A 20,730-nucleotide genomic window follows, 5' to 3' on the forward strand; every position below is an offset into this window, starting at 1 on the left:
GACCCCCGGCGGTGCTGGCTTGCAGGTAGTAATTCAGGTGACTGCACATGAATGATTTACAGATCGACGACATCAAGACCGACGAAAACGCCGCCATGGTGTTGCTGGTCGATGACCAGGCCATGATCGGCGAAGCCGTACGTCGCGGCCTGTCCCATGAAGAGAATATCGACTTCCATTTCTGCGCCGACCCGCACCAGGCGATTGCCCAGGCGATCCGCATCAAACCGACGGTGATCCTGCAAGACCTGGTCATGCCCGGCCTTGACGGCCTGACCCTGGTGCGCGAATACCGCAACCACCCGGCCACGGCGAATATCCCGATCATCGTGCTCTCCACCAAGGAGGACCCGCTGATCAAGAGCGCGGCGTTCTCTGCGGGGGCCAACGATTACCTGGTCAAGCTGCCGGACAATATCGAACTGGTGGCGCGTATTCGCTATCACTCGCGCTCCTATATGACGCTGTTGCAGCGGGATGCGGCGTATCGCGCGCTGCGGGTCAGCCAGCAGCAACTGCTCGACACCAACTTGGTGCTGCAACGGCTGATGAACTCCGATGGGCTCACTGGACTGTCCAATCGTCGTCACTTCGACGAATACCTGGAACTGGAATGGCGCCGGGCCATGCGTGATCAGACGCAGTTGTCGTTGCTGATGATTGATGTGGATTTCTTCAAGACCTACAACGATAGCTTTGGTCACGTTGAAGGGGACGAAGCTCTGCGCAAGGTGGCGGCGACTATCCGTGACGCCAGTAGCCGGCCTTCGGATTTGCCGGCGCGTTATGGGGGTGAGGAGTTTGCGCTGGTGTTGCCGAATACGTCGCCGGGTGGGGCGCGGTTGGTGGCGGAGAAGCTGCGCATGGCGGTGGCGGCGTTGAAGATTCCGCATATTGCGCCGGCTGAGGGGGCTAGCCTGACGATCAGTATTGGCTTGTCTACGTTGACGCCGCAGCAGGGGACGGATTGTCGGCAGCTGATATTGGCGGCGGATAAGGGGCTTTACACCGCCAAGCATAATGGGCGGAATCAAGTTGGGATTGAGTAGGGCTGGGTTTCGTTTCGTTTTGTTGTGTTGTGTTGTGTTGTGTTGTGTACATATCCGTTTCTTCGGTAACGGCCGCTTAGGGTTCCGCTCTTACAGCGGCTCACTTTTGGAAAGGCCCAAAAGTAAGCAAAAGGCCTTCGCCCCAACACTCGGTGCCTCGCCTAGGCTCGGCATGCCCTCACTCCGGCTTGAATCCGTGGGCCGCCGCCACGCGCCATCCATGGCGCGGGGCGGCTAACCCGGCGTCCTGCCGGGTTGCCCACGGATTCAAGCCTGCGTTCGGCCAGCGTGTTTAACGGGGCGACCCCAGATCAAAAGCCAGAGCGCGGCGGCCTTAAAGCCGACCGGTATTTCTCATGGTGTTCACTTTTCAACTGTGGGAACCGGCACCTGTGGGAGCTGGCTTGCCTGCGATGCAGACACCTCGGTACATCAGGCACACCCAGTTGATGCCATCGCAGGCAAGCCAGCTCCCACAGGGAAACGCGCACGCTTCATCGATCAGGTCGGCTACCAGGCCGCCTCGCTTTGCTTTTGATTTTGATCTTAGGCGCCCCGTTAAACACGCTGGCCGGAATTCGGCATGGATTTGGGGGGTAATCCGACATGGATTTGGGGCATGCCGAGCCTAGGCGAGGCACCGAGTGTTGGGGCAAGAGCCCTTTGCTTACTTTGGGGCTTTTCCAAAGTGAGCCGCCGTAAGGGCGGAACCAATAGCCGCCGTTACCGCAGCAACGGATATGTACACGAGCCAAACCACCACCAACCCCCAGCCTTTTCGCCAAGCGGACTGCCGCTCCCCCCCGTTTGCCGTTATACTCGCCGGCTTTCAAAAGTTCGCCAACGAGTGCTGCCCGCCATGGAAATCAACCCGATCCTTAACACCATCAAGGACCTGTCCGAGCGCTCCGAAACTATTCGGGGGTATCTTTGACTACGATCAAAAGCATGAGCGTCTGACCGAAGTCAATCGCGAGCTTGAAGATCCTGCTGTCTGGAACAAACCTGAATACGCCCAGGAACTGGGCCGCGAGCGCGCTGCGCTGGCGCAGATCGTCGATACCCTCGACGAACTGAACACCGGTCTGGCCGATTGCCGTGACCTGCTGGACATGGCCGTCGAAGAAAACGACGAAGGCGCAGTGGGCGATGTCGTCGCCGAGCTGGCCCGTCTCGAGGAAAACCTCGCCAAACTCGAATTCCGCCGCATGTTCAGCCACGAGATGGACCCGAACAACGCCTACCTGGATATCCAGGCCGGTTCCGGTGGCACCGAGGCCCAGGACTGGGCCAACATCCTGCTGCGCATGTACCTGCGCTGGGCCGACAAGCGCGGTTTCGAAGCGACCATCATGGAACTGTCCGCCGGTGAAGTCGCCGGTATCAAGGGCGCGACCGTGCATATCAAGGGTGAATACGCCTTTGGCTGGTTGCGGACCGAGATCGGCGTACACCGTCTGGTGCGCAAGAGCCCGTTCGACTCCGGCAACCGCCGTCACACCTCGTTCTGCGCGGTGTTCGTCTCGCCAGAGATCGACGACAAGGTCGAGATCGAGATCAACCCGGCCGACCTGCGCATCGACACCTACCGCTCCTCCGGTGCCGGTGGTCAGCACGTAAACACCACCGATTCGGCCGTACGTATCACCCACGTACCGACCAACACCGTGGTCAGCTGCCAGAACGAACGTTCCCAGCACGCCAACAAAGACACCGCCATGAAAATGCTGCGGGCCAAGTTGTACGAGCAGGAAATGCAGAAGCGCAACGCCGCTTCCCAGGCGCTGGAAGACACCAAGTCGGACATCGGCTGGGGTCACCAGATCCGTTCCTATGTGCTCGATGCGTCGCGGATCAAGGATCTGCGCACCAACATCGAACGCAGCGACTGCGACAAGGTGCTCGACGGCGACATCGACGAGTATCTGGAAGCGAGCCTGAAATCAGGCCTGTAACACCCTAATTCTGTGATGGAAGATTTAAAGACATGAGCGACCAACAACTCGACCCGCAAGCCCTGCAACAGGAAGAAAACTCCCTGATCGCCCTGCGCAAGGAAAAGCTTGCTGCCGAGCGCGCCAAGGGCAATGCCTTCCCCAACGACTTCCGTCGCGAAAACTACTGCGATGCGTTGCAGAAGCAATACGCCGACAAGACCAAGGAAGAGCTGGCAGAGGCTGCGATCCCGGTCAAGGTGGCAGGTCGCATCATGCTCAACCGTGGCTCGTTCATGGTGATCCAGGACATGACCGGGCGCATCCAGGTCTACGTCAACCGTAAAACCTTGTCTGAAGAAACCCTGGCCGCGGTGAAAACCTGGGACATGGGCGACATCATCGCGGCTGAAGGCACCCTGGCCCGTTCCGGCAAGGGCGACCTGTACGTTGAGATGACCAACGTGCGCCTGTTGACCAAGTCCCTGCGCCCACTGCCAGACAAGCACCACGGTCTGACTGACACAGAACAACGCTACCGCCAGCGCTACGTTGACCTGATCGTCAACGAAGACGTGCGCCACACCTTCCGTGTGCGTTCGCAAGTGATCGCGCACATCCGCAGCTTCCTGATGGCGCGTGACTTCCTTGAAGTCGAAACGCCGATGCTGCAAACCATCCCCGGTGGTGCCGCGGCCAAGCCGTTCGAAACCCACCACAACGCCCTGGACATGGAAATGTTCCTGCGTATCGCGCCGGAGCTGTACCTCAAGCGCCTGGTGGTTGGTGGCTTCGAAAAAGTGTTCGAGATCAACCGCAACTTCCGTAACGAAGGCGTTTCGACCCGTCACAACCCAGAATTCACCATGTTGGAGTTCTACCAGGCTTACGCCGACTACGAAGACAACATGGACCTGACCGAAGAACTGTTCCGCGAGTTGGCGCAGTTGGTCCTGGGCAGCACCGACGTGCCGTACGGCGACAAGGTGTTCCACTTCGGCGAGCCGTTCGTGCGTCTGTCGGTGTTCGATTCGATCCTCAAGTACAACCCTGAGCTGACCGCTGACGACCTGACCGACATCGACAAGGCCCGCGCCATCGCCAAGAAAGCCGGGGCCAAGGTGCTGGGCTTCGAAGGCCTGGGCAAACTGCAGGTGATGATTTTCGAAGAACTGGTGGAGCACAAGCTGGAACAGCCGCACTTCATTACCCAGTACCCGTTCGAAGTGTCGCCGCTGGCCCGTCGCAACGATGACAACCCGAACGTCACTGACCGTTTCGAGCTGTTCATCGGCGGCCGTGAAATCGCCAACGCCTACTCCGAGTTGAACGACGCGGAAGATCAGGCCGAGCGCTTCATGGCCCAGGTGGCCGACAAGGACGCCGGCGACGACGAAGCCATGCACTACGACGCAGACTTCGTCCGCGCCCTGGAATACGGCATGCCGCCGACCGCTGGTGAAGGTATCGGCATCGACCGCCTGGTGATGTTGTTGACAGACTCGCCGTCGATCCGCGACGTGATCTTGTTCCCGCACATGCGGCCACAAGCGTAAGCGAAGCGAAATCCGAAGCCGCCTTTTATAAGGCGGCTTTTTTATGTGACATAAATAAGCGTCAAGCAAACAGCGCCAAGGGATCGTTCCCACGCTCCGCGTGGGAATGCCTCCCCTGACGCTCTGCGTCACCTTTCAAAGGAAGATCTGTGGTGAACCGCGTTATGGCTCAAGAAGGCGCCGCCGGCATTGCTGCTGCCGTGGCTGAAAGTGTCCAGTACCAAGGCCGCAAGGCCAGCCGCCGGGGCAGCGAGCAGCGCCGGCAAGACATTCTCGATGCGGCCATGCGCATCGTGGTGCGCGATGGCGTACGTGGCGTTCGCCATCGCGCAGTGGCGGCGGAGGCCGGTGTGCCGCTGTCGGCCACCACCTACTATTTCAAGGATATCGACGACCTGCTCACCGATACCTTCGCCCAATACGTCGAACGCAGCGCCGCGTTCATGGGCAAGCTGTGGGTGCGCAACGAAGGCTTGCTGCGGGAGATGGTCGCCTACGGTGATGGCAGCCCGCAGTCGCGCTCGCAACTGGCCGATGACATCGCCCGGCTGACGGCCGACTACGTGATGCGCCAACTGACCAACCGTCGTGAACACTTGATGGCCGAGCAGGCGTTTCGCCAGGAAGCCCTGTTGAACCCGCGCCTGGCCGAGTTGGTGCGCTCCCACCAGCAGATCCTGTTGCAGGGCACCGGGCAGTTTTTCCAGGTGTTGGGCTCGCGCGAGCCGCAGCAGGATGCCAAGGTGTTGACGGCTATAATCGGTCGGATGGAGTATCAGGGCCTGCTCGGCAGCGCAGACAGCCTGACCGGTGAAGAGATGCTTGAAATCCTCAAGCGCTACATGCATTTGGTGTTGGCGTCGGTCTGACGTAGGCTGCTTGGGCACATAACGTTTAAAGAGGAAGTTCCAGGTGGACGATTACCAGCAGACGATACGCACCTTGTCTGATCGCATTGTGCTGGCGCAAACACCGATTCGCGTCCTCGACGCCGTGAAGTGGGACGACAGCATTCGCCAGGGTTTCCTCAAGGCCAAGGGCAAGGAAATGCCGGCCGTCAGCCGCGACTATTACCTCAACCGGCCGCTGTCGTTCGACTCCAGTGCGGTGAAGCTGGAGTTCCAGAACATCGAGCGCGACATCACCCGTCGCCTCGGCCAGTTCAGTCCGGTGGGGCAGATCATGCGCCGCATGTGCCGTGAATACCGCATGGTGGTGCGCATGCTCGAAGCGCGTGGCACCGAAGACTTCGGCCTGATCTCCCAGGAACTCTACGGCGCCGCCTCCGATGCGTTCCACGCCGGCGACCCGACCCTGGCCGACCTCGGCCTGATGCTCTCCGACTACCTGAACAATATCGACGGCCGTGGCGACCTGAAGGACGAGGCCAAGACCCTCACCGCCAAGGACGCCGTCGCCCTGCTGCAAACCCGCCTGAACAAGGTGTTTGGCGAGGCCGAGGAAACCATCCGCGTGTTCGAGTCCGACGGCATTGTCGCCGACGCGGCGGCGGGCGCCGACTACATCAAGATCCGCGCCGACGCGATGTTCAACGACCGCGACGTGCGCGCCCTGGAAGTGCATGAAGGCCTGGTGCACGTCGGCACCACCCTCAACGGGCAGAACCAGCCGATCTGCACCTTCCTGTCCAAGGGTCCGCCGTCGTCCACCGTGACCCAGGAAGGCCTGGCGATCCTGATGGAGATCATCACCTTCGCCTCCTACCCGAGCCGCCTGCGCAAGCTGACCAACCGCACGCGCGCCATACACATGGTGGAGGAGGGCGCCGACTTCCTGCAGGTGTTCGAGTTCTTCCGTGAGCAGGGTTTTGAAATGGCCGAAAGCTACGGCAACGCCAGTCGCGTATTCCGTGGCTCGGTGCCGACGGGTCTGCCGTTTACCAAGGATTTGTCCTACCTCAAGGGCTTTATCATGGTCTACAACTACATCCAGCTGGCCGTGCGCAAAGGCAAGTTGGAACAAGTGCCGCTGCTGTTCTGCGGCAAGACCACCCTGGAAGACATGCGCACCCTGCGCCAACTGGTGGACGAAGGCCTGGTGGTGCCACCCAAGTACCTGCCGGAGCAGTTCCGCGACATGAACGCGCTGGCGGCGTGGATGTGCTTCTCCAACTTCCTCAACCACTTGAGCCTGGATCGGATCGAGGCGGATTACTCCAACATCCTATAAAGGATCTGGCAGACAAAACCGGATCAAAATGTGGGAGCTGGCTTGTCGGGTCGCCGCACCGCTGCGATAGCGGTCTTTCAGTTGAAACAGTTGTGACTGATACACCGCTATCGCAGGCAAGCCAGCTCCCACAGTTGATCTCATTTGTTCTTGAGAGATGAGTCCAACATGATCGTTCCCACGCTCCGCGTGGGAATGCAGCCCGTGGCGCTCTGCGCCGTCTGGAGGCTTCAACGGATGAGAATCCTCGGCATTCTGTGCCTGCTACTGACCTTGAATGGCTGCAGCTCCCTGCTGTTCTACCCCGAGCCCGGCCTGCCGTTCACCCCGGAAAAGGCCCGCCTGGCCTACCGTGACATCACCCTCACCACCGCCGACGGGGTAAAACTCCACGCCTGGTGGCTACCGGCCAAACCCGGCGTGCCGGTCAAGGGCACGGTGCTGCACCTGCATGGCAACGGCGGCAACCTGGCCTGGCACCTGGGCGGCAGCTGGTGGTTGCCGGAGCAGGGTTATCAGGTGTTGCTGCTGGACTATCGCGGTTATGGCCTGTCCGATGGCAAGCCGTCATTGCCGGCGGTTTATCAAGACATCGACGCCGCGTTCAGTTGGCTCGACAAGGCCCCCGAAACGCAAAACCAGCCTTTGATCGTCCTCGGCCAAAGCCTGGGCGGTGCGCTGGCGGTGCATTACCTGGCGGCCCACCCGGAGCGTCAGCCGCAACTCAAGGCGCTGGTCCTGGATGGCGTGCCCGCCAGTTATCGTGATGTAGGACAATTCGCCCTGAGCACCTCCTGGTTAACATGGCCGTTGCAGGTGCCCTTGTCCTGGCTGGTGCCGGACGCCGACAGTGCAATCCAGGCCATGCCGAAGCTGACCGGCGTGCCAAAACTGCTGTTCCACAGCCTGGACGACCCGATTGTGCCGGTGGCAAACGTGATCCGCCTGTACCAAGCTGCGCCACCGCCGAGAGTGCTGCAATTGACCCGTGGCGGCCATGTGCAGACTTTTGCCGACAAGACCTGGCAAACCGTGATGCTGCGCTATCTGGATGACCCCCAGCACTTCAACGGCCTGCGCCGCCTGGGCGAGATTCCGAATTATCCCATTCCCAAAGTTGATTCATCAGAGAGCCCGCAATGAGCGAAGAACGCAACATGATCCCGCTGATCCTCACTGGCATCGGCACCATTATCGGCACCGTCGGCTGCCTGTGGTTCTACGGCTACCTGCACTTCGCCAAGCCCGAAGATGCGCTGCTGCTCAGCGACTTCACCATGCTCAAGACCGTGCCCGGCGAGGATTACAAGATTTCCCTGACGCCGGCCGCGCAAGTGGCGCAGTGCGTTGATGGCGTGCTGGTGATGTTTGATACCGACCAGAAAGGCCTCAGTGGCGTGCTGGTGAACAACAAGAAACAGGCCGTGCGCTGCATGGGGCAGGAAACGCCGCAGCTACAGCAATAATCTGCCATACGCGGAACCATATTTCTCACGGGACCACTGATGGGCGTGTCGGCAAAGTTGAGACACAACCTACCTCATCGTGAACGTATGGAGTGTGAATATGATTTCAGGTATCGGCGGCATGGGCGGCAATATGGTCGGCAGCATGGACCAGATGGGTCAAGTCGGTGGCCAACAAGGGCAAATGGACGTCGAGAAGTTGAAGAAGCTTCTGGAGGAGTTGATGGCCAGCGGGGGAGGCGCCCAAGGCGGTAGCGGTGCGGGTGGTGCCGGTGGTGATTCGGCAGGGGGTGGCAATGGGGGTGACTCTCAGGCCCGGATGCAAGGCCCGCAAATCCAAATGCCTGAGCCCAACAATGGCCCTGTCAGCTTCGGCTAAATAAGAAAACCCCGCTGACGAGCGGGGTTTTTTTATGACGTTCGATCAGTTAGCGACGGAAGACCGTGGCTTGACCGGCTGGTTGTCGTTGGAAATGGTCACTTCCACACGACGGTTCATGGCACGGCCCGACACGCTGCCATTGTCGGCAACCGGGTATTCCTTGCCGTAACCCTGGGTCACGATGCGCGAAATATCCACGCCTTGCTGTGCCAGTGCACGTTGTACCGAAGCGGCACGACGCTCGGACAGGCTCTGGTTGTACGCATCGGAACCGGTGCTGTCGGTGTAGCCTTCGACGATCACTTTACGGTCCGGGTTATCGCGCAGGAACTGCGCCAGCTTGGTGATATTCACCAGGCCGCTGGATTTCAGGTCGGACTTGTTGGTGGCAAACAGTACGTCACCAAAGGTCACCAGCGTACCGCGATCAGTCTGCTTGGCGTTCAAGCTGTCTTGCAGTTGCTTGATCTGTGCGTCGCGGGCTTCCAGCAGGGCGCGGGCACGTTCGTCGCCGGCGTTTTTCAGCTTGGCTTCGGATTCGCGCAGGACGATGGTGTCCTTGGCCACTTCAACGCGTTGGTTGGTCAGATAGGCCAACTGGTCGACCTTCTTCTGATCTTCCTTGTCGCGATAGGCTTTGTCGGCCTTGTCCAGCCATTCGCTGGCGTCCTTGGTTTCCAGCGCCGCCAGCTTGGTGGCTTGCGGGTTGGTTTGCAGGGCCGAGTAGTTGGTCCGTGCGTTTTCCAGGTTCGCGTTTGGCGGGGTGGAGCAGGCCGCCAGGGCAACGCTCATCGCCAGCAGGGCAGGGATCATCAATTGTTTACGCATAGTCGTGTCGTCCTTTCAATTCGATATCGGGTGCAATGCAATCGGGTGGCGGCGGCTTATTGCTGTTTGATCACAGCCGGGCGCATGCCTTCCTGACGCAGCTCCTGAACAGCTTTCTGGGAGTCCTTCACAGCCTGCTCAGCCTTGGCGGCCTGGGATTTGCGCTCTGCAACGCGAGCGTCCCATTCGGCTTGCTCGGCCAGGCGACGGGCTTCGTCGTAGTTTTTGTCGTGCATGGCGATTTCGGCTTGCTTGAGCTTGTCCTGGGCCGACTTCATCTCCACGGCGGCGTACTCGGTACCGCCAGCGCTGACTGCGCTGTTCACGGCGGACTGGGTCACCGCGTATTGCTCGGTCGGCGGGTTGCCGGCGCAGCCCGCGAGAACGAAGCTGGTGCCGATTGCCAGCGCGGCCAATTTAAGCCCGCGCAGGTGGTTAAACGAGGATTTGGCAGTGCTGGTCTTCATCGTCTTCAACTCCATTGGATAACTCCTGAAAAACTTCAAATCCATCCTGGGAGGTCGGTTGCGGGTCCGGCGGGTAAGGCACGTGACGCCTGTTCAAACGGCCGTTCCAAGTGATGGCTTACTGGCTGTGACCGGAGGCTTTTTTGAATAGTTCAGAGAAGATGGCGATTTGCCTAAAAAAATATCTGACTGATCGGTCAGCGAAAAAACTTGGAACTTCTGCGTTGCGCAGGGGTACGCCGGGCCTGGGGGAGGCCCGGAATACAAGGGGTTTACCGCAAGGTGTCAGTGTTTCTGTTCGTCGGCACTCGCTGACAAATCATGTAGATAGCGGCGCGACAACGTAAGGAAGCGCGGGGTAGGGCCGACGTCTTCGTACAGCGGGTCACCCTCTTCATCGGTGGCAATCACCTGCTGGCCCTTGATGTAGGGAAAGCTGGCTTCCAGCTCTTCAAGGGCGGCGCCGATCAGTTCGCCCAGCAATTCTTCAGGGTGGCGCTTGGGGTACATCTCGGTGATGGCCGCCAGCCGTGCGGCGGACTCCATATCCAGATGGATCGCGTACTCGGTCTTGGTCAAGCGACCCTTGGCGTTCTCTTCCCAATGTTGGGCCAGTTCTCGAATTTTCATGGCAACCTCAGTAAAGCCCGCGATAGCAGGCGGTGATGAGTGACCAGCCGCGCGCGTGGATAAACGCGGCGACTCAGTGTTGAGACTAGCTGCATCCCACAAGGTTTAAAGTCTTGTCAGAAATGGATGCTGGCGGCACTCTGGCAGACCTGCGCGTCCCGGATTCCTGCTGGAGATTGGCTGATGAGTGATATCGATGCACGCTTGCGTGAGGACGTTCACCTGCTGGGTGAACTGTTGGGCAATACCATTCGAGAGCAGTATGGCGACGGGTTTCTCGACAAGATCGAGCAGATCCGCAAAGGCGCCAAGGCCGACCGGCGTGGCGCTGGCGATGAACTGAGTGCCAGCCTAAACCAACTGCAGGAAGACGAACTGCTGCCTGTGGCCCGGGCTTTCAACCAGTTCCTCAACCTGGCCAATATCGCCGAGCAGTACCAATTGATTCACCGGCGCGATGAGTCGCAGCCGGCGCCGTTCGAGTCCCGCGTGTTGCCCGAGTTGCTGGCGCGCCTGCAAAGCGAAGGGCACAGCAATGAATCCCTGGCCCGCCAGCTGGCACGGCTGGAGATCGAGTTGGTCCTCACCGCGCACCCCACCGAGGTGGCGCGCCGCACCCTGATCCAGAAATACGATGCGATTGCCGCGCAACTGGCGTTGCAGGATCACCGCGACCTCACCACGGCCGAGCGCCAGCAGATCCGCGAGCGCCTGCAACGGCTGATCGCCGAGGCCTGGCACACCGAGGAAATCCGTCGCGTGCGCCCCACACCGGTCGATGAAGCCAAGTGGGGCTTCGCGGTGATTGAACATTCGCTGTGGCACGCCATCCCCAATTACCTGCGCAAGGCCGACCAGGCCCTGCACGCCGCTACCGGCCTGCGCCTGCCCCTGGAAGCCGCGCCGATTCGCTTTGCGTCCTGGATGGGCGGCGACCGCGACGGCAACCCGAACGTCACCGCGCCGGTGACCCGCGAAGTGCTGCTACTGGCGCGTTGGATGGCGGCGGACCTGTACCTGCGCGACATCGACCACCTGGCCTCGGAGCTGTCGATGCAGCAGGCCAGCCCGGCGTTGCAAGCCCAGGTCGGCGACAGCGTCGAGCCGTATCGCGCGCTGCTTAAACAGTTGCGCGAACGTCTGCGTGCTACCCGGCAATGGGCCCACGCGTCATTGACCGCAGCTACCCCGGCGCCGGTCGAAGTGCTGCAAAACAACCGTGACCTGCTCGACCCGCTGGAGCTGTGCTATCAGTCGCTGCACGAATGCGGCATGGGTGTGATTGCCGACGGCCCGCTGCTTGATTGCCTGCGCCGCGCCGTGACCTTTGGCTTGTTCCTGGTACGCCTCGATGTGCGCCAGGACTCCAGTCGGCATTCGGCGGCCATGACCGAAATCACCGATTACCTCGGCCTCGGTCGTTATGAAGACTGGGACGAAGACGCGCGCATCAGCTTTCTGACCAAGGAATTGAGCAACCGTCGGCCGCTGCTGCCGGGTTATTTCAAGCCGTCGGCGGACACTGCCGAAGTCTTGAATACCTGTAAGGAAATTGCCGCCGCACCGGCCGCATCCCTCGGTTCGTATGTCATCTCCATGGCCGGCGCTGCGTCAGACGTGCTCGCCGTACAGCTGTTGCTCAAAGAGTCGGGCGTGCAGCGGCCGATGCGCGTGGTACCGCTGTTCGAAACCCTGGCCGACCTGGACAACGCCGGTCCGGTGATCGAGCGCCTGTTGCTGCTGCCGGGTTATCGCGCGCGGCTGCAAGGCCCGCAGGAAGTGATGATCGGCTACTCCGACTCGGCCAAGGACGCCGGCACCACCGCCGCCGCCTGGGCGCAATATCGCGCACAGGAGCGTTTGGTGGACATCTGCCGCGAGCAGCAGGTGGAACTGCTGTTGTTCCACGGTCGCGGTGGCACCGTGGGGCGTGGCGGCGGCCCGGCCCACGCGGCGATCCTGTCGCAGCCGCCAGGCTCGGTGGCGGGGCGCTTCCGCACCACCGAACAAGGCGAAATGATCCGTTTCAAATTCGGCCTGCCGGACATCGCCGAGCAAAACCTCAATCTCTACCTGGCCGCAGTGCTGGAGGCGACCTTGCTGCCACCGCCGCCGCCGGAACCGGCCTGGCGCCATTTGATGGACGAATTGGCGGCAGATGGTGTCAGCGCTTACCGCGCCGTGGTGCGGGAAAATCCGCAGTTCGTCGAGTACTTCCGCCAGTCCACCCCGGAGCAGGAACTCGGTCGTTTGCCCCTGGGCAGTCGCCCGGCCAAGCGCCGTGCGGGGGGCATTGAAAGCCTGCGCGCGATCCCATGGATCTTCGGCTGGACTCAGACCCGCCTGATGCTGCCCGCCTGGCTCGGTTGGGAAGCCGCGTTGAGCAAGGCGCTGGAGCGTGGCGAAGGTGAACTGCTGGGGCAGATGCGCGAGCAGTGGCCGTTCTTCCGCACCCGCATCGACATGCTGGAAATGGTGTTGGCCAAGGCCGATGCGGACATCGCCCGGCTGTATGACGAGCGCTTGGTGCAGCCAGACCTGTTGCCATTGGGTGCGCACTTACGCGACCTATTGTCGCAGGCGTGCAGCGTGGTGCTTGGCCTGACTGGCCAGTCGCAACTGCTGGCCCACAGCCCTGACACCCTGGAGTTTATCCGCCTGCGCAACACCTACCTCGACCCCTTGCACCTGTTGCAGGCCGAGTTGCTGGCCCGTTCGCGTCAACAAGAGGCGGCGCAGGACAGCCCTCTGGAACAGGCGCTGCTGGTGTCCGTGGCCGGTATTGCCGCTGGTTTGCGCAACACCGGCTGAGGTTTTCCAAGTGTTCTCAACGGCTTGCAGATAAACCACGGCGGCCGCCCGGAAACGGGCGGTCGGCGTTTGTGGCGGCGGGTTGCACCCGGGCACACCCTACCTATGACGCATGCCCTGCGCGGGTTCCTGCGACTTTTGGCGGCTTGTATGGTGACGGCCCGCTGTGTATCTTGATCAGCCTTTGGCCGTTTGGGCGGCCCGAATCCTATTTTTACGCGATTGGCCCCACGCGGCGAATCCGAGCATCATCTCTATAAAAAATTGAGGAGCACATCAATGCGCGTCATTCTGCTGGGAGCTCCCGGGGCCGGTAAAGGTACTCAGGCAAAGTTCATCACTGAAAAATTCGGCATTCCACAAATCTCCACCGGCGACATGCTGCGTGCAGCGGTCAAGGCCGGCACCGAGCTGGGCCTGATCGCCAAGAGCGTGATGGACAGCGGTGGCCTGGTGTCCGATGACTTGATCATCAACCTGGTCAAGGAACGCATCAGCCAGGAAGACTGCAAGAACGGTTTCCTGTTCGACGGCTTCCCACGCACCATTCCCCAGGCTGAAGCCCTGGTGAAGGCGGGCGTCGAGCTGGACGCAGTGGTTGAAATCGCGGTTGAAGACGAAGAAATCGTCCAGCGTATCGCCGGCCGTCGCGTTCACGAAGCCTCGGGCCGCGTGTACCACACCATCTACAACCCGCCAAAGGTTGAAGGCAAGGACGATGTGACCGGCGAAGAGCTGGTGCAACGCAAAGACGACACCGAAGAAACCGTGCGTCATCGCCTGTCGGTCTACCACTCCCAGACCAAGCCGCTGGTGGATTTCTACCAGAAGCTGTCGGCTGCCCAAGGCAAGCCGAAGTACAGCCACATCCCAGGTGTTGGCTCGGTCGAGGCGATCACTGCCAAAGTGCTGCAAGCACTGAGCTGATCACTCGATTTGCTGCACCTATAACGGCCCGCTTGCGGGCCGTTGTTGTTTATACTGGCGCACTTTTTTTCGACTTGGACACCCACACCGATGAGCACCCTGCTGGCCCTGGACACCGCGACTGAAGCTTGCTCCGTTGCCCTGCTGCACGATGGCAAGGTTACGAGCCACTACGAGGTGATCCCGCGCCTGCATGCGCAGAAGCTGTTGCCGATGATCAAGCAACTGCTGGAAGACGCCGGCACCACCCTGGCGGCGGTCGATGCCATTGCCTTCGGCCGTGGCCCCGGCGCGTTTACCGGTGTGCGTATTGCCATTGGCGTGGTGCAGGGCCTGGCGTTTGCCCTGGAGCGTCCGGTGCTGCCGGTGTCCAACCTCGCCGTGCTGGCCCAGCGCGCCTTGCGCGAGCACGGCGCCCATCAAGTAGCAGCGGCCATCGATGCACGTATGGATGAGGTCTATTGGGGCTGCTACCGCGAGACGGCGGGGGAGATGCGCCTGGTGGGCGTCGAAGCCGTGCAGCCGCCGGAATCGTCGATGCTCCCGCAGGATGCCAGCGGTGACTGGTTCGGTGCTGGCACCGGCTGGGGTTATGGCGAGCGCATCGGTGTGCAGTTGGTGGGCCAGGACGCAGCGATGTTGCCCCACGCCGAAGACCTGCTGACCTTGGCCCGCTTTGCTTTCGAGCGTGGCGAAGGGATTCCCGCCGACCAGGCGGCGCCGGTTTACCTGCGCGATAAAGTTGCGCAGACCAAGGCAGAACGCGGTCTGTAAATGTGGCGAGGGAGCTTGCTCCCGCTGGAGTGCGCAGCGCTCCCGCTTTTTTTGGGGCCGCTGCGCAACCCAGCGGGAGCAAGCTCCCTCGCCACAGGTCCTCCACAAACGCAAACACGCCGCTAAATGCGCCAATCGTCAGAATTTGCCCCAGCTTTTAAACCTTTTGCAAATTATGTGTTCTAGTTATCACCAGAGCATTTGCGCGCTACGGATTGCGCCACTAAAATGCCATTACTGATAGCGAGTTCGCGCCCATGCGTATTGATGGCTTTTCCTCACAGTCCTACCCAATCAAGCGCAAGCCGCGTAAGGCAAATGCGACGGTGGATGACGCTGTCGAGGATTCGCCGGACTTCATCGAAGTCCAAGCCGATGCGCAGGCCAATGCCCAAGCGCGTATCAGTGGTCTTCCCGCCCGTCAGCAAGACATGGTCTTCCCCCGCTCCATGAGCAAAAGCGTTGCCACCGCCCTGGCCAGCTACCTGACCACCGCCGGCTTTGTCGAATGGGATATGGAAGTGCTGGGTCTCGACATTCACATCTGATGCGCCTGCCTTATTTCATCGGTTGCCCGTCCTGGAGTGAAAACGCCTGGCGCGAGTACCTGTACCCGGCCGATGCGCGCTCCAGCGATTACCTCTCCCTTTATTCTCAGGTCTTCAACGCCGTTGAGGGCAACACCACGTTTTATGCGCGCCCCTCAGCCGCCACGGTGCAGCGCTGGGCCGAGATCATGCCCGAGGATTTTCGCTTCACCGCGAAATTCCCGGGTGATATCAGCCATGGCGGCGATTTGCGTGAGCAACTGCCGGCCGCGGAAAGCTTTATCGGCTTGATGAGCCCGCTGGGTGAGCGTGTGTCGCCGATGTGGCTGCAATTGTCGGCGACTTTCTCGCCACAGCGGCTCGCCGAGCTGGCGGGGTTTATCGACGGCCTGGAACGCCCGCTGGCGGTGGAAGTGCGCCACCCCGAATTCTTCGCCAAGGGCGATGCCGAGCGCATGCTCAACCGGCTATTGCGTGATCGGGGTGTTGAGCGCATCTGCCTTGACCCGCGTGCGCTGTTCAGCTGCACGTCGACCTCGGCGGCGGTGCTGCATGCCCAGTCGAAAAAACCCAAGGTGCCGCCACGTCCGGCAGCGCTGACGCTGTTCCCCCAAGTGCGATTTATCGGCCATCCCGAGCTGGAAGCCAACGATCCGTTCCTGATTCCGTGGGTCGCAAAAGTCGCCGACTGGATCGAAGAGGGCCGCACGCCCTACGTGTTCCTGCACACCTCGGACAACCGCCTGGCCGCGCAGCTGGCCCTGCGCTTCCATGATCAACTGATGGCACGCCTGCCCGGATTAGCGCCGTTGCCGACCCTGAATCGAACGCCCGCCGCCGAGCAACTGGGGTTACTCTAAGGCTCCTTTTTTCGCCAGGAGCCAGACATGGATGCCCAAACCCTTCGCGCCGAAACCTTCAAGGCTCTGCACGAGCGCGATCGCGCATTCGTGATGCCCAACCCGTGGGATGCCGGCTCCGCGATCATGCTCGCCAGCCTCGGCTTTGAAGCCCTGGCCACCACCAGTGCCGGTTATGCGTTCAGCCTCGGCCGCCCCGATGCGGAAGGTGCGTTGTCCCTGGAAGATACGTTGAGCAATGCCAGCGCCATCGTACAGGCGACCGCGCTGCCGGTGGCGGCGGACCTGGAAAACGGCTTCAGCGACACCCCCGAAGGGTGCGCCCAGACCATCCTGCGCGCGGCGGCCAGCGGTATCGTCGGTGGCTCTATCGAAGATGCCACGGGCATTGCGGTGGACCCGATCTACCCCTTTGACCTGTCCGTGGAGCGCGTGGAAGCCGCCGTTGCCGCTGCCCGTAGCCTGCCATTTCCCTTCACCCTGACCGCCCGTGCAGAAAACCTCCTGCATGGCCGTCTTGATTTGCCTGACACCATTCGCCGCCTGCAAGCCTACGCCGAAGCCGGCGCCGATGTGCTCTACGCGCCGGCCCTGCGCAGTGCCGAGGAAGTGCTGGCGGTGGTCAAGGCCGTCGCGCCCAAGCCGGTGAACGTGTTGATGTCGGGAGGCCTGAACCTGAGCGTCGAGCAATTGAGCGAGATGGGCGTGCGGCGCATCAGCGTCGGCTCGGCCATGGCCTTGGCGGCGTATGGCGAGTTCTATCGGGCGGCACAGGAGGTATATGAGTTGGGCACGTTTACCTTCACCGAACGCAAAATGCCGTTCAGCCAGGCCAACGCTTTCTTCAAGGACTGAGTCAGGCAGCCAGGCGCAGGTTCTGCGTGACCAGCGGGCGCGCCCAGTAGTAGTCGAAGTCCAGGGCCTTCTGTTGCTCCACCAGTTCTTCGTCCGGGTACGGCGTGGCGGCGGGTGGCAGCAGGTCCAGTTCGAACTCGGCGATGGGCAGGTGCAGCGGGCGCGGTTCGGGGGCCGGGCCGGGTTCCGGCAACGGTTGGCCGGCCGTCAACACGATAGGGCGGACCCAGCCGCTGTCGAAATTCTGCTGGCGCTGTTGGGCGACGATTTCGTCGTCCGGGAACGGTGTGGCCGCCGGTGGCAGCAATTCGGTCTCGAACTCGGCAATCGGCAGGAACAGCGGCTCAGGCGGGGCGATCTCGGTGTCTTTCACGTCGCACTCACGCTGGGTGAGGATCTGTGACAGCAGGTCGGCGCCAGCGCGAGGTTCAACTTCCGGGTCCAGCGATGCCGGCGCCTGGGCGGCGAGCGCGTCCGGCGTGGCGCCGAGCTGCTCGGCCAACGCCCGGGCGAAGAAGTCCTGCCACACATGACTCACCCCGGCCAGCGCTTGGGTATTACGCAGGCCGTAGTGGTTGTGGGTCGGCAGTACACCGATGGTTTGGGGGAGAATGTCTGACATTTTTCTCGGTCGACGCTCAGCTCTGGCAAAATACCTGACTGTTGGTTTTATCGGCCGTTGTTTGCCGATCCTTAATATTTTTGAGCGTAGCGATTGATGAGCGAACAACCAGCGGCCAGCCGCATCCGGGTCGAGGCCTTGGCCGAGGGTTTCCAGGCCCTGGCCGAACAGTGGGCGGCCCGGCTTGACCTGCCTTTGCAACTGGCCGATGCGGATTTTTCCCTGCAAGTCGGCGAGCAAGGCCTACAGCTGCAACAGCTCGGGCCTGACGCGCCGGGTGCGGTGCGCGTGGACTTCGTCGAAGGCGGCGCGGCACACCGGCGTTTATACGGCGGCGGCAGCGGGCAGATGATTGCCAAGGCCGTGGGCATCGCCCAGGGCGTGCGGCCACGGGTGCTGGACGCGACGGCGGGGCTGGGCAAGGATGCGTTCGTGTTGGCCAGCCTGGGCTGCGACATGAGCCTGATCGAGCGCCAGCCGCTGATCGGCGCCTTGCTCGAAGATGGCCTGGCACGCGGTGCGGATGATTTTGAAGTGGCGCCGATCGTGGCGCGCATGAAACTGCTCAAGGGCAATTCCATCGACGTGATGCGCAATTGGGAAGGCGAGCCGCCGCAGGTGATCTACCTCGACCCGATGTTCCCGCACCGTGAGAAAACCGCCTTGGTGAAGAAGGAAATGCGCCTGTTCCGGCCCTTGGTCGGGGATGACCCGGATGCCCCGGCCTTGCTTGCCGCGGCGTTGGCCCTGGCCAGCCACCGGGTGGTGGTGAAGCGGCCGCGCAAGGCGCCGTGCATTGAGGGGCCAAAGCCCAGCCATGCGCTGGATGGCAAGTCGAGCCGGTATGATATTTATCCGAAGAAGGCGCTCAAGGGCTGAATCTTCATCGGCCTTGAGGGCTGCATCGCAGGCAAGCCAGCTCCCACATTTTGATGTGTGAATACGATCAAGTGTGGGAGCTGGCTTGCCTGCGATGGGGCCAGCTCAGCCACCACAAGGCTTCAGGCCCGATAAGCCCGCATAAACAACCCCACCACATCCCGCACATGCGCCTCGGCGGCTTCCTCACTCAACTGCCCGCCACAGCCATACAGCAAGCAGAAATTCGCCGTGCCCTTGAGCAGGCAAAAGAAGTGCTCGGCCGCCGTAAACGGTTTGTCGATACTCAACGCACCGCTCTGGTCGATCTTGCTCAACAGGCGCTCCATGCCTTGCAGCATGCGCATCGGGCCGGCTTCGAAAAAGATCTGTGAGAGTTTCACGTCCTGATTGCCGGTGGTCATCATCAGGCGATGCAGGTTCACCGACTCCTCGCTATTGATCAGCCGATGGAACCCCCGCGCGATATTCAGCAACACCGTCTCCACGGGCATGCCTGCGGGCAGCTCGAAGTACATCACCGGTAGTTGTTCCTCGCACGTCGCCACGACGGCAGCGGTGAACAAGGTCTCTTTGTCGGTGAAGTGGCTGTAGACGGTCAGCTTCGACACGCCGGCTTCCAGTGCCACCGCGTCCATGCTGGTACTGGCGTAACCATTGCTCAAAAACAGGACTTTCGCCGCTTCGAGGATAGCCTGGCGTTTTGCCATGTCCTTGGGACGCCCGGGGCTATTGGTGTTTACAGGATTGTCGGACATTTTCACCTTTAATACTGGACTGGCGAGTTTGGTATTAATAACATACCGGCCAGTATAATTATTCCTAGCTCCATTTGCGAAAGGTCCTTCAGCATGCGCAGTACTTTCCTGCCCCTTGCGTTGCCTGTCAGCTTGGCCTTCCTACTGGCCGCGTGCGGTCACGAGGAAGCCCCCCAGACCGTTATCCGCCCGGCCATGGTGGTGCAACCGCAGCCCTCGGCGCAGGCGAGCGACAGCTACCCTGGCGAAGTGCGTGCGCGCTATGAGCCAGACCTGGCCTTTCGCATTGGCGGCAAAGTCAGCAAGCGTCTGGTGGAAGAGGGCGAGCGGGTCAAGGCCAACCAGCCGCTGGCCGAACTGGACCCGCAAGACGTGCGCCTGCAGCTGGAAGCCACCCGCGCCCAAGTGGCTGCCGCCGAGGCCAACCTGAGCCTGGTGCGCGCCGAGCGCGACCGCTACAAGACCCTGATGGACCGTCAGATGGTCAGCCGTTCCCAGTACGACAATTCGGAAAATCTCTACCGATCCGGCGAAGCCCGCCTCAAACAGATCAAGGCCGAGTTCGACGTGTCGAGCAACCAGGCCGGTTATGCCACGTTACGCGCACCGCAGGACGGCGTTGTCGCCAAGCGTGCGGTGGAAGTAGGGCAAGTGGTGTCTGCCGGCCAGACGGTGTTCACCTTGGCCACCGACGGTGAGCGCGAAGTGTTGATCAGCCTGCCGGAGCAAGGTTTCGGTCGGTTCAAGATCGGCCAGCCGGTGTCCGTCGAGTTGTGGAGCCAGCCCGACCAGCGTTTCGCCGGGCGTATTCGTGAACTGTCGCCGGCCGCTGATCCAAAATCACGCACCTTTGCCGCACGCGTCGCGTTCACCGGCGGCAAGGTCCCCGCTGAACTGGGGCAAAGCGCCCGCGTTTTCATACAAGCCGACGGTGTGATTCCTTTGTCGGTGCCGCTGTCTGCCCTCAGTGCAGAAAACGGCGATTCCTATGTCTGGCGAGTACAGGCGGACAACACCCTCAAGCGCACGCCGGTACGCATCGGCGCCTTCGGCGAGAAAAGCGTGCCGGTGCTGGAAGGCTTGAGCCCCACGGACTGGGTGATCGCAGCGGGTGTGCATGTGCTCCATGAGGGCCAGCAGGTGCGCCCGGTGGACCGCTCCAATCGAGTGGTGAATCTGGCGGCCAAGGAGTAG

The 20,730-nt window shown here is 61.4% G+C and carries 21 protein-coding genes; 16 read left to right on the forward strand and 5 right to left on the reverse strand.

What is annotated here, in order from left to right; genetic code table 11:
- The first annotated feature begins 47 nt into the window (after positions 1 to 47).
- From ACZRMO_RS02725 to ACZRMO_RS02760, 8 genes are all read left to right on the forward strand, one after another.
- Positions 48 to 1,049: a diguanylate cyclase gene (locus ACZRMO_RS02725; protein WP_463971824.1), complete on the forward strand. Its 1,002-nt coding sequence runs from the start codon at positions 48 to 50 to the stop codon at positions 1,047 to 1,049.
- 859 nt (positions 1,050 to 1,908) lie between these two features.
- Positions 1,909 to 3,004, forward strand: a protein-coding gene (gene prfB / locus ACZRMO_RS02730; RefSeq protein ID WP_102591687.1) for a peptide chain release factor 2 whose coding sequence is annotated in 2 segments (ribosomal slippage) — positions 1,909 to 1,980 and positions 1,982 to 3,004 — 1,095 coding nt in all. Because the reading frame shifts where the segments join, the coding sequence is not laid out codon by codon here.
- Positions 3,005 to 3,036: 32 nt separating this feature from the next.
- On the forward strand, positions 3,037 to 4,539 hold the full coding sequence (lysS, locus tag ACZRMO_RS02735) for a lysine--tRNA ligase (RefSeq protein ID WP_463971825.1): 1,503 nt from the start codon (positions 3,037 to 3,039) through the stop codon (positions 4,537 to 4,539).
- Positions 4,540 to 4,691: 152 nt separating this feature from the next.
- Positions 4,692 to 5,408 (forward strand): TetR/AcrR family transcriptional regulator, encoded by a 717-nt coding sequence (locus ACZRMO_RS02740; protein ID WP_026136994.1) that lies wholly within the window; start codon positions 4,692 to 4,694, stop codon positions 5,406 to 5,408.
- Positions 5,409 to 5,451: 43 nt separating this feature from the next.
- Complete coding sequence (locus ACZRMO_RS02745; protein WP_017738326.1) at positions 5,452 to 6,729, forward strand: flavohemoglobin expression-modulating QEGLA motif protein; 1,278 nt, start codon at positions 5,452 to 5,454, stop codon at positions 6,727 to 6,729.
- Positions 6,730 to 6,966: 237 nt separating this feature from the next.
- Positions 6,967 to 7,872, forward strand: a complete 906-nt coding sequence (locus ACZRMO_RS02750) for an alpha/beta hydrolase (RefSeq protein ID WP_463971826.1) — start codon at positions 6,967 to 6,969, stop codon at positions 7,870 to 7,872.
- A complete protein-coding gene (locus tag ACZRMO_RS02755; RefSeq protein ID WP_124526059.1) occupies positions 7,869 to 8,195 on the forward strand; it encodes a hypothetical protein in 327 nt (108 codons plus the stop codon). Before ACZRMO_RS02750 ends, ACZRMO_RS02755 begins: the two co-directional genes overlap by 4 nt.
- A 100-nt stretch (positions 8,196 to 8,295) precedes the next feature.
- A complete protein-coding gene (locus ACZRMO_RS02760) occupies positions 8,296 to 8,574 on the forward strand; it encodes a hypothetical protein (RefSeq protein ID WP_463971827.1) in 279 nt (92 codons plus the stop codon).
- Positions 8,575 to 8,619: 45 nt separating this feature from the next.
- On the opposite strand, the gene lptF is transcribed toward ACZRMO_RS02760, so the two are convergent.
- The 3 genes from lptF to ACZRMO_RS02775 all read right to left on the reverse strand — a co-directional run bounded on the left by lptF (position 8,620) and on the right by ACZRMO_RS02775 (position 10,502).
- Entirely contained in the window at positions 8,620 to 9,405 is a 786-nt protein-coding gene (gene lptF / locus ACZRMO_RS02765) for a lipotoxin F family OmpA-related lipoprotein LptF (protein WP_463971828.1), read from the reverse strand.
- A 56-nt stretch (positions 9,406 to 9,461) separates the two neighbouring features.
- On the reverse strand, positions 9,462 to 9,872 hold the full coding sequence (locus ACZRMO_RS02770) for a DUF4398 domain-containing protein (RefSeq protein WP_463971829.1): 411 nt from the start codon (positions 9,870 to 9,872) through the stop codon (positions 9,462 to 9,464).
- Between the two features lie 285 nt (positions 9,873 to 10,157).
- Positions 10,158 to 10,502, reverse strand: coding sequence for a hypothetical protein (locus ACZRMO_RS02775; protein WP_021492446.1), 345 nt, complete (start codon positions 10,500 to 10,502; stop codon positions 10,158 to 10,160).
- 183 nt (positions 10,503 to 10,685) lie between these two features.
- Here ACZRMO_RS02775 and ppc point away from each other — a divergent pair, with 183 nt between their 5' ends.
- From ppc to ACZRMO_RS02805, 6 genes are all read left to right on the forward strand, one after another.
- Entirely contained in the window at positions 10,686 to 13,313 is a 2,628-nt protein-coding gene (gene ppc, locus ACZRMO_RS02780) for a phosphoenolpyruvate carboxylase (RefSeq protein ID WP_463971830.1), read from the forward strand.
- A gap of 279 nt (positions 13,314 to 13,592) precedes the next feature.
- A complete protein-coding gene (gene adk / locus ACZRMO_RS02785; RefSeq protein WP_017738318.1) occupies positions 13,593 to 14,240 on the forward strand; it encodes an adenylate kinase in 648 nt (215 codons plus the stop codon).
- Positions 14,241 to 14,330: 90 nt separating this feature from the next.
- A complete protein-coding gene (gene tsaB, locus ACZRMO_RS02790) occupies positions 14,331 to 15,014 on the forward strand; it encodes a tRNA (adenosine(37)-N6)-threonylcarbamoyltransferase complex dimerization subunit type 1 TsaB (protein ID WP_463971831.1) in 684 nt (227 codons plus the stop codon).
- A 257-nt stretch (positions 15,015 to 15,271) separates the two neighbouring features.
- Positions 15,272 to 15,562, forward strand: coding sequence for a hypothetical protein (locus tag ACZRMO_RS02795; RefSeq protein WP_017738316.1), 291 nt, complete (start codon positions 15,272 to 15,274; stop codon positions 15,560 to 15,562).
- Entirely contained in the window at positions 15,562 to 16,422 is an 861-nt protein-coding gene (locus ACZRMO_RS02800; protein ID WP_463971832.1) for a DUF72 domain-containing protein, read from the forward strand. The genes ACZRMO_RS02795 and ACZRMO_RS02800 overlap by 1 nt, the downstream gene beginning before the upstream one ends.
- Before the next feature lie 27 nt (positions 16,423 to 16,449).
- Positions 16,450 to 17,277 (forward strand): isocitrate lyase/PEP mutase family protein, encoded by an 828-nt coding sequence (locus tag ACZRMO_RS02805; RefSeq protein ID WP_463971833.1) that lies wholly within the window; start codon positions 16,450 to 16,452, stop codon positions 17,275 to 17,277.
- A gap of 1 nt (position 17,278) precedes the next feature.
- On the opposite strand, the gene ACZRMO_RS02810 is transcribed toward ACZRMO_RS02805, so the two are convergent.
- Positions 17,279 to 17,899, reverse strand: a complete 621-nt coding sequence (locus ACZRMO_RS02810; RefSeq protein ID WP_463971834.1) for an energy transducer TonB — start codon at positions 17,897 to 17,899, stop codon at positions 17,279 to 17,281.
- A 96-nt stretch (positions 17,900 to 17,995) separates the two neighbouring features.
- Here ACZRMO_RS02810 and ACZRMO_RS02815 point away from each other — a divergent pair, with 96 nt between their 5' ends.
- Positions 17,996 to 18,778: a class I SAM-dependent methyltransferase gene (locus ACZRMO_RS02815; RefSeq protein ID WP_305432908.1), complete on the forward strand. Its 783-nt coding sequence runs from the start codon at positions 17,996 to 17,998 to the stop codon at positions 18,776 to 18,778.
- A gap of 122 nt (positions 18,779 to 18,900) precedes the next feature.
- Here ACZRMO_RS02815 and ACZRMO_RS02820 read toward each other — a convergent pair whose 3' ends face one another.
- Complete coding sequence (locus ACZRMO_RS02820; RefSeq protein WP_463971835.1) at positions 18,901 to 19,536, reverse strand: TetR/AcrR family transcriptional regulator; 636 nt, start codon at positions 19,534 to 19,536, stop codon at positions 18,901 to 18,903.
- A gap of 93 nt (positions 19,537 to 19,629) precedes the next feature.
- On the opposite strand from ACZRMO_RS02820, the gene ACZRMO_RS02825 reads away from it, so the two are divergent.
- A complete protein-coding gene (locus ACZRMO_RS02825; RefSeq protein ID WP_017738310.1) occupies positions 19,630 to 20,730 on the forward strand; it encodes an efflux RND transporter periplasmic adaptor subunit in 1,101 nt (366 codons plus the stop codon).

This window comes from Pseudomonas sp. B611 (assembly GCF_055407965.1).

Excerpts from the sequence above, each read along its gene's own strand:
- ACZRMO_RS02725 (WP_463971824.1), top strand. The coding sequence starts at position 48 with ATGAATGATTTACAGATCGACGACATCAAGACCGACGAAAACGCCGCC.
- lysS (WP_463971825.1), top strand. The coding sequence starts at position 3,037 with ATGAGCGACCAACAACTCGACCCGCAAGCCCTGCAACAGGAAGAAAAC.
- ACZRMO_RS02750 (WP_463971826.1), top strand. The coding sequence starts at position 6,967 with ATGAGAATCCTCGGCATTCTGTGCCTGCTACTGACCTTGAATGGCTGC.
- ACZRMO_RS02755 (WP_124526059.1), top strand. The coding sequence starts at position 7,869 with ATGAGCGAAGAACGCAACATGATCCCGCTGATCCTCACTGGCATCGGC.
- ACZRMO_RS02760 (WP_463971827.1), top strand. The coding sequence starts at position 8,296 with ATGATTTCAGGTATCGGCGGCATGGGCGGCAATATGGTCGGCAGCATG.
- lptF (WP_463971828.1), bottom strand. The coding sequence starts at position 9,405 with ATGCGTAAACAATTGATGATCCCTGCCCTGCTGGCGATGAGCGTTGCC.
- ACZRMO_RS02770 (WP_463971829.1), bottom strand. The coding sequence starts at position 9,872 with ATGAAGACCAGCACTGCCAAATCCTCGTTTAACCACCTGCGCGGGCTT.
- ACZRMO_RS02775 (WP_021492446.1), bottom strand. The coding sequence starts at position 10,502 with ATGAAAATTCGAGAACTGGCCCAACATTGGGAAGAGAACGCCAAGGGT.
- ppc (WP_463971830.1), top strand. The coding sequence starts at position 10,686 with ATGAGTGATATCGATGCACGCTTGCGTGAGGACGTTCACCTGCTGGGT.
- adk (WP_017738318.1), top strand. The coding sequence starts at position 13,593 with ATGCGCGTCATTCTGCTGGGAGCTCCCGGGGCCGGTAAAGGTACTCAG.
- tsaB (WP_463971831.1), top strand. The coding sequence starts at position 14,331 with ATGAGCACCCTGCTGGCCCTGGACACCGCGACTGAAGCTTGCTCCGTT.
- ACZRMO_RS02795 (WP_017738316.1), top strand. The coding sequence starts at position 15,272 with ATGCGTATTGATGGCTTTTCCTCACAGTCCTACCCAATCAAGCGCAAG.
- ACZRMO_RS02800 (WP_463971832.1), top strand. The coding sequence starts at position 15,562 with ATGCGCCTGCCTTATTTCATCGGTTGCCCGTCCTGGAGTGAAAACGCC.
- ACZRMO_RS02805 (WP_463971833.1), top strand. The coding sequence starts at position 16,450 with ATGGATGCCCAAACCCTTCGCGCCGAAACCTTCAAGGCTCTGCACGAG.
- ACZRMO_RS02810 (WP_463971834.1), bottom strand. The coding sequence starts at position 17,899 with ATGTCAGACATTCTCCCCCAAACCATCGGTGTACTGCCGACCCACAAC.
- ACZRMO_RS02815 (WP_305432908.1), top strand. The coding sequence starts at position 17,996 with ATGAGCGAACAACCAGCGGCCAGCCGCATCCGGGTCGAGGCCTTGGCC.
- ACZRMO_RS02820 (WP_463971835.1), bottom strand. The coding sequence starts at position 19,536 with ATGTCCGACAATCCTGTAAACACCAATAGCCCCGGGCGTCCCAAGGAC.
- ACZRMO_RS02825 (WP_017738310.1), top strand. The coding sequence starts at position 19,630 with ATGCGCAGTACTTTCCTGCCCCTTGCGTTGCCTGTCAGCTTGGCCTTC.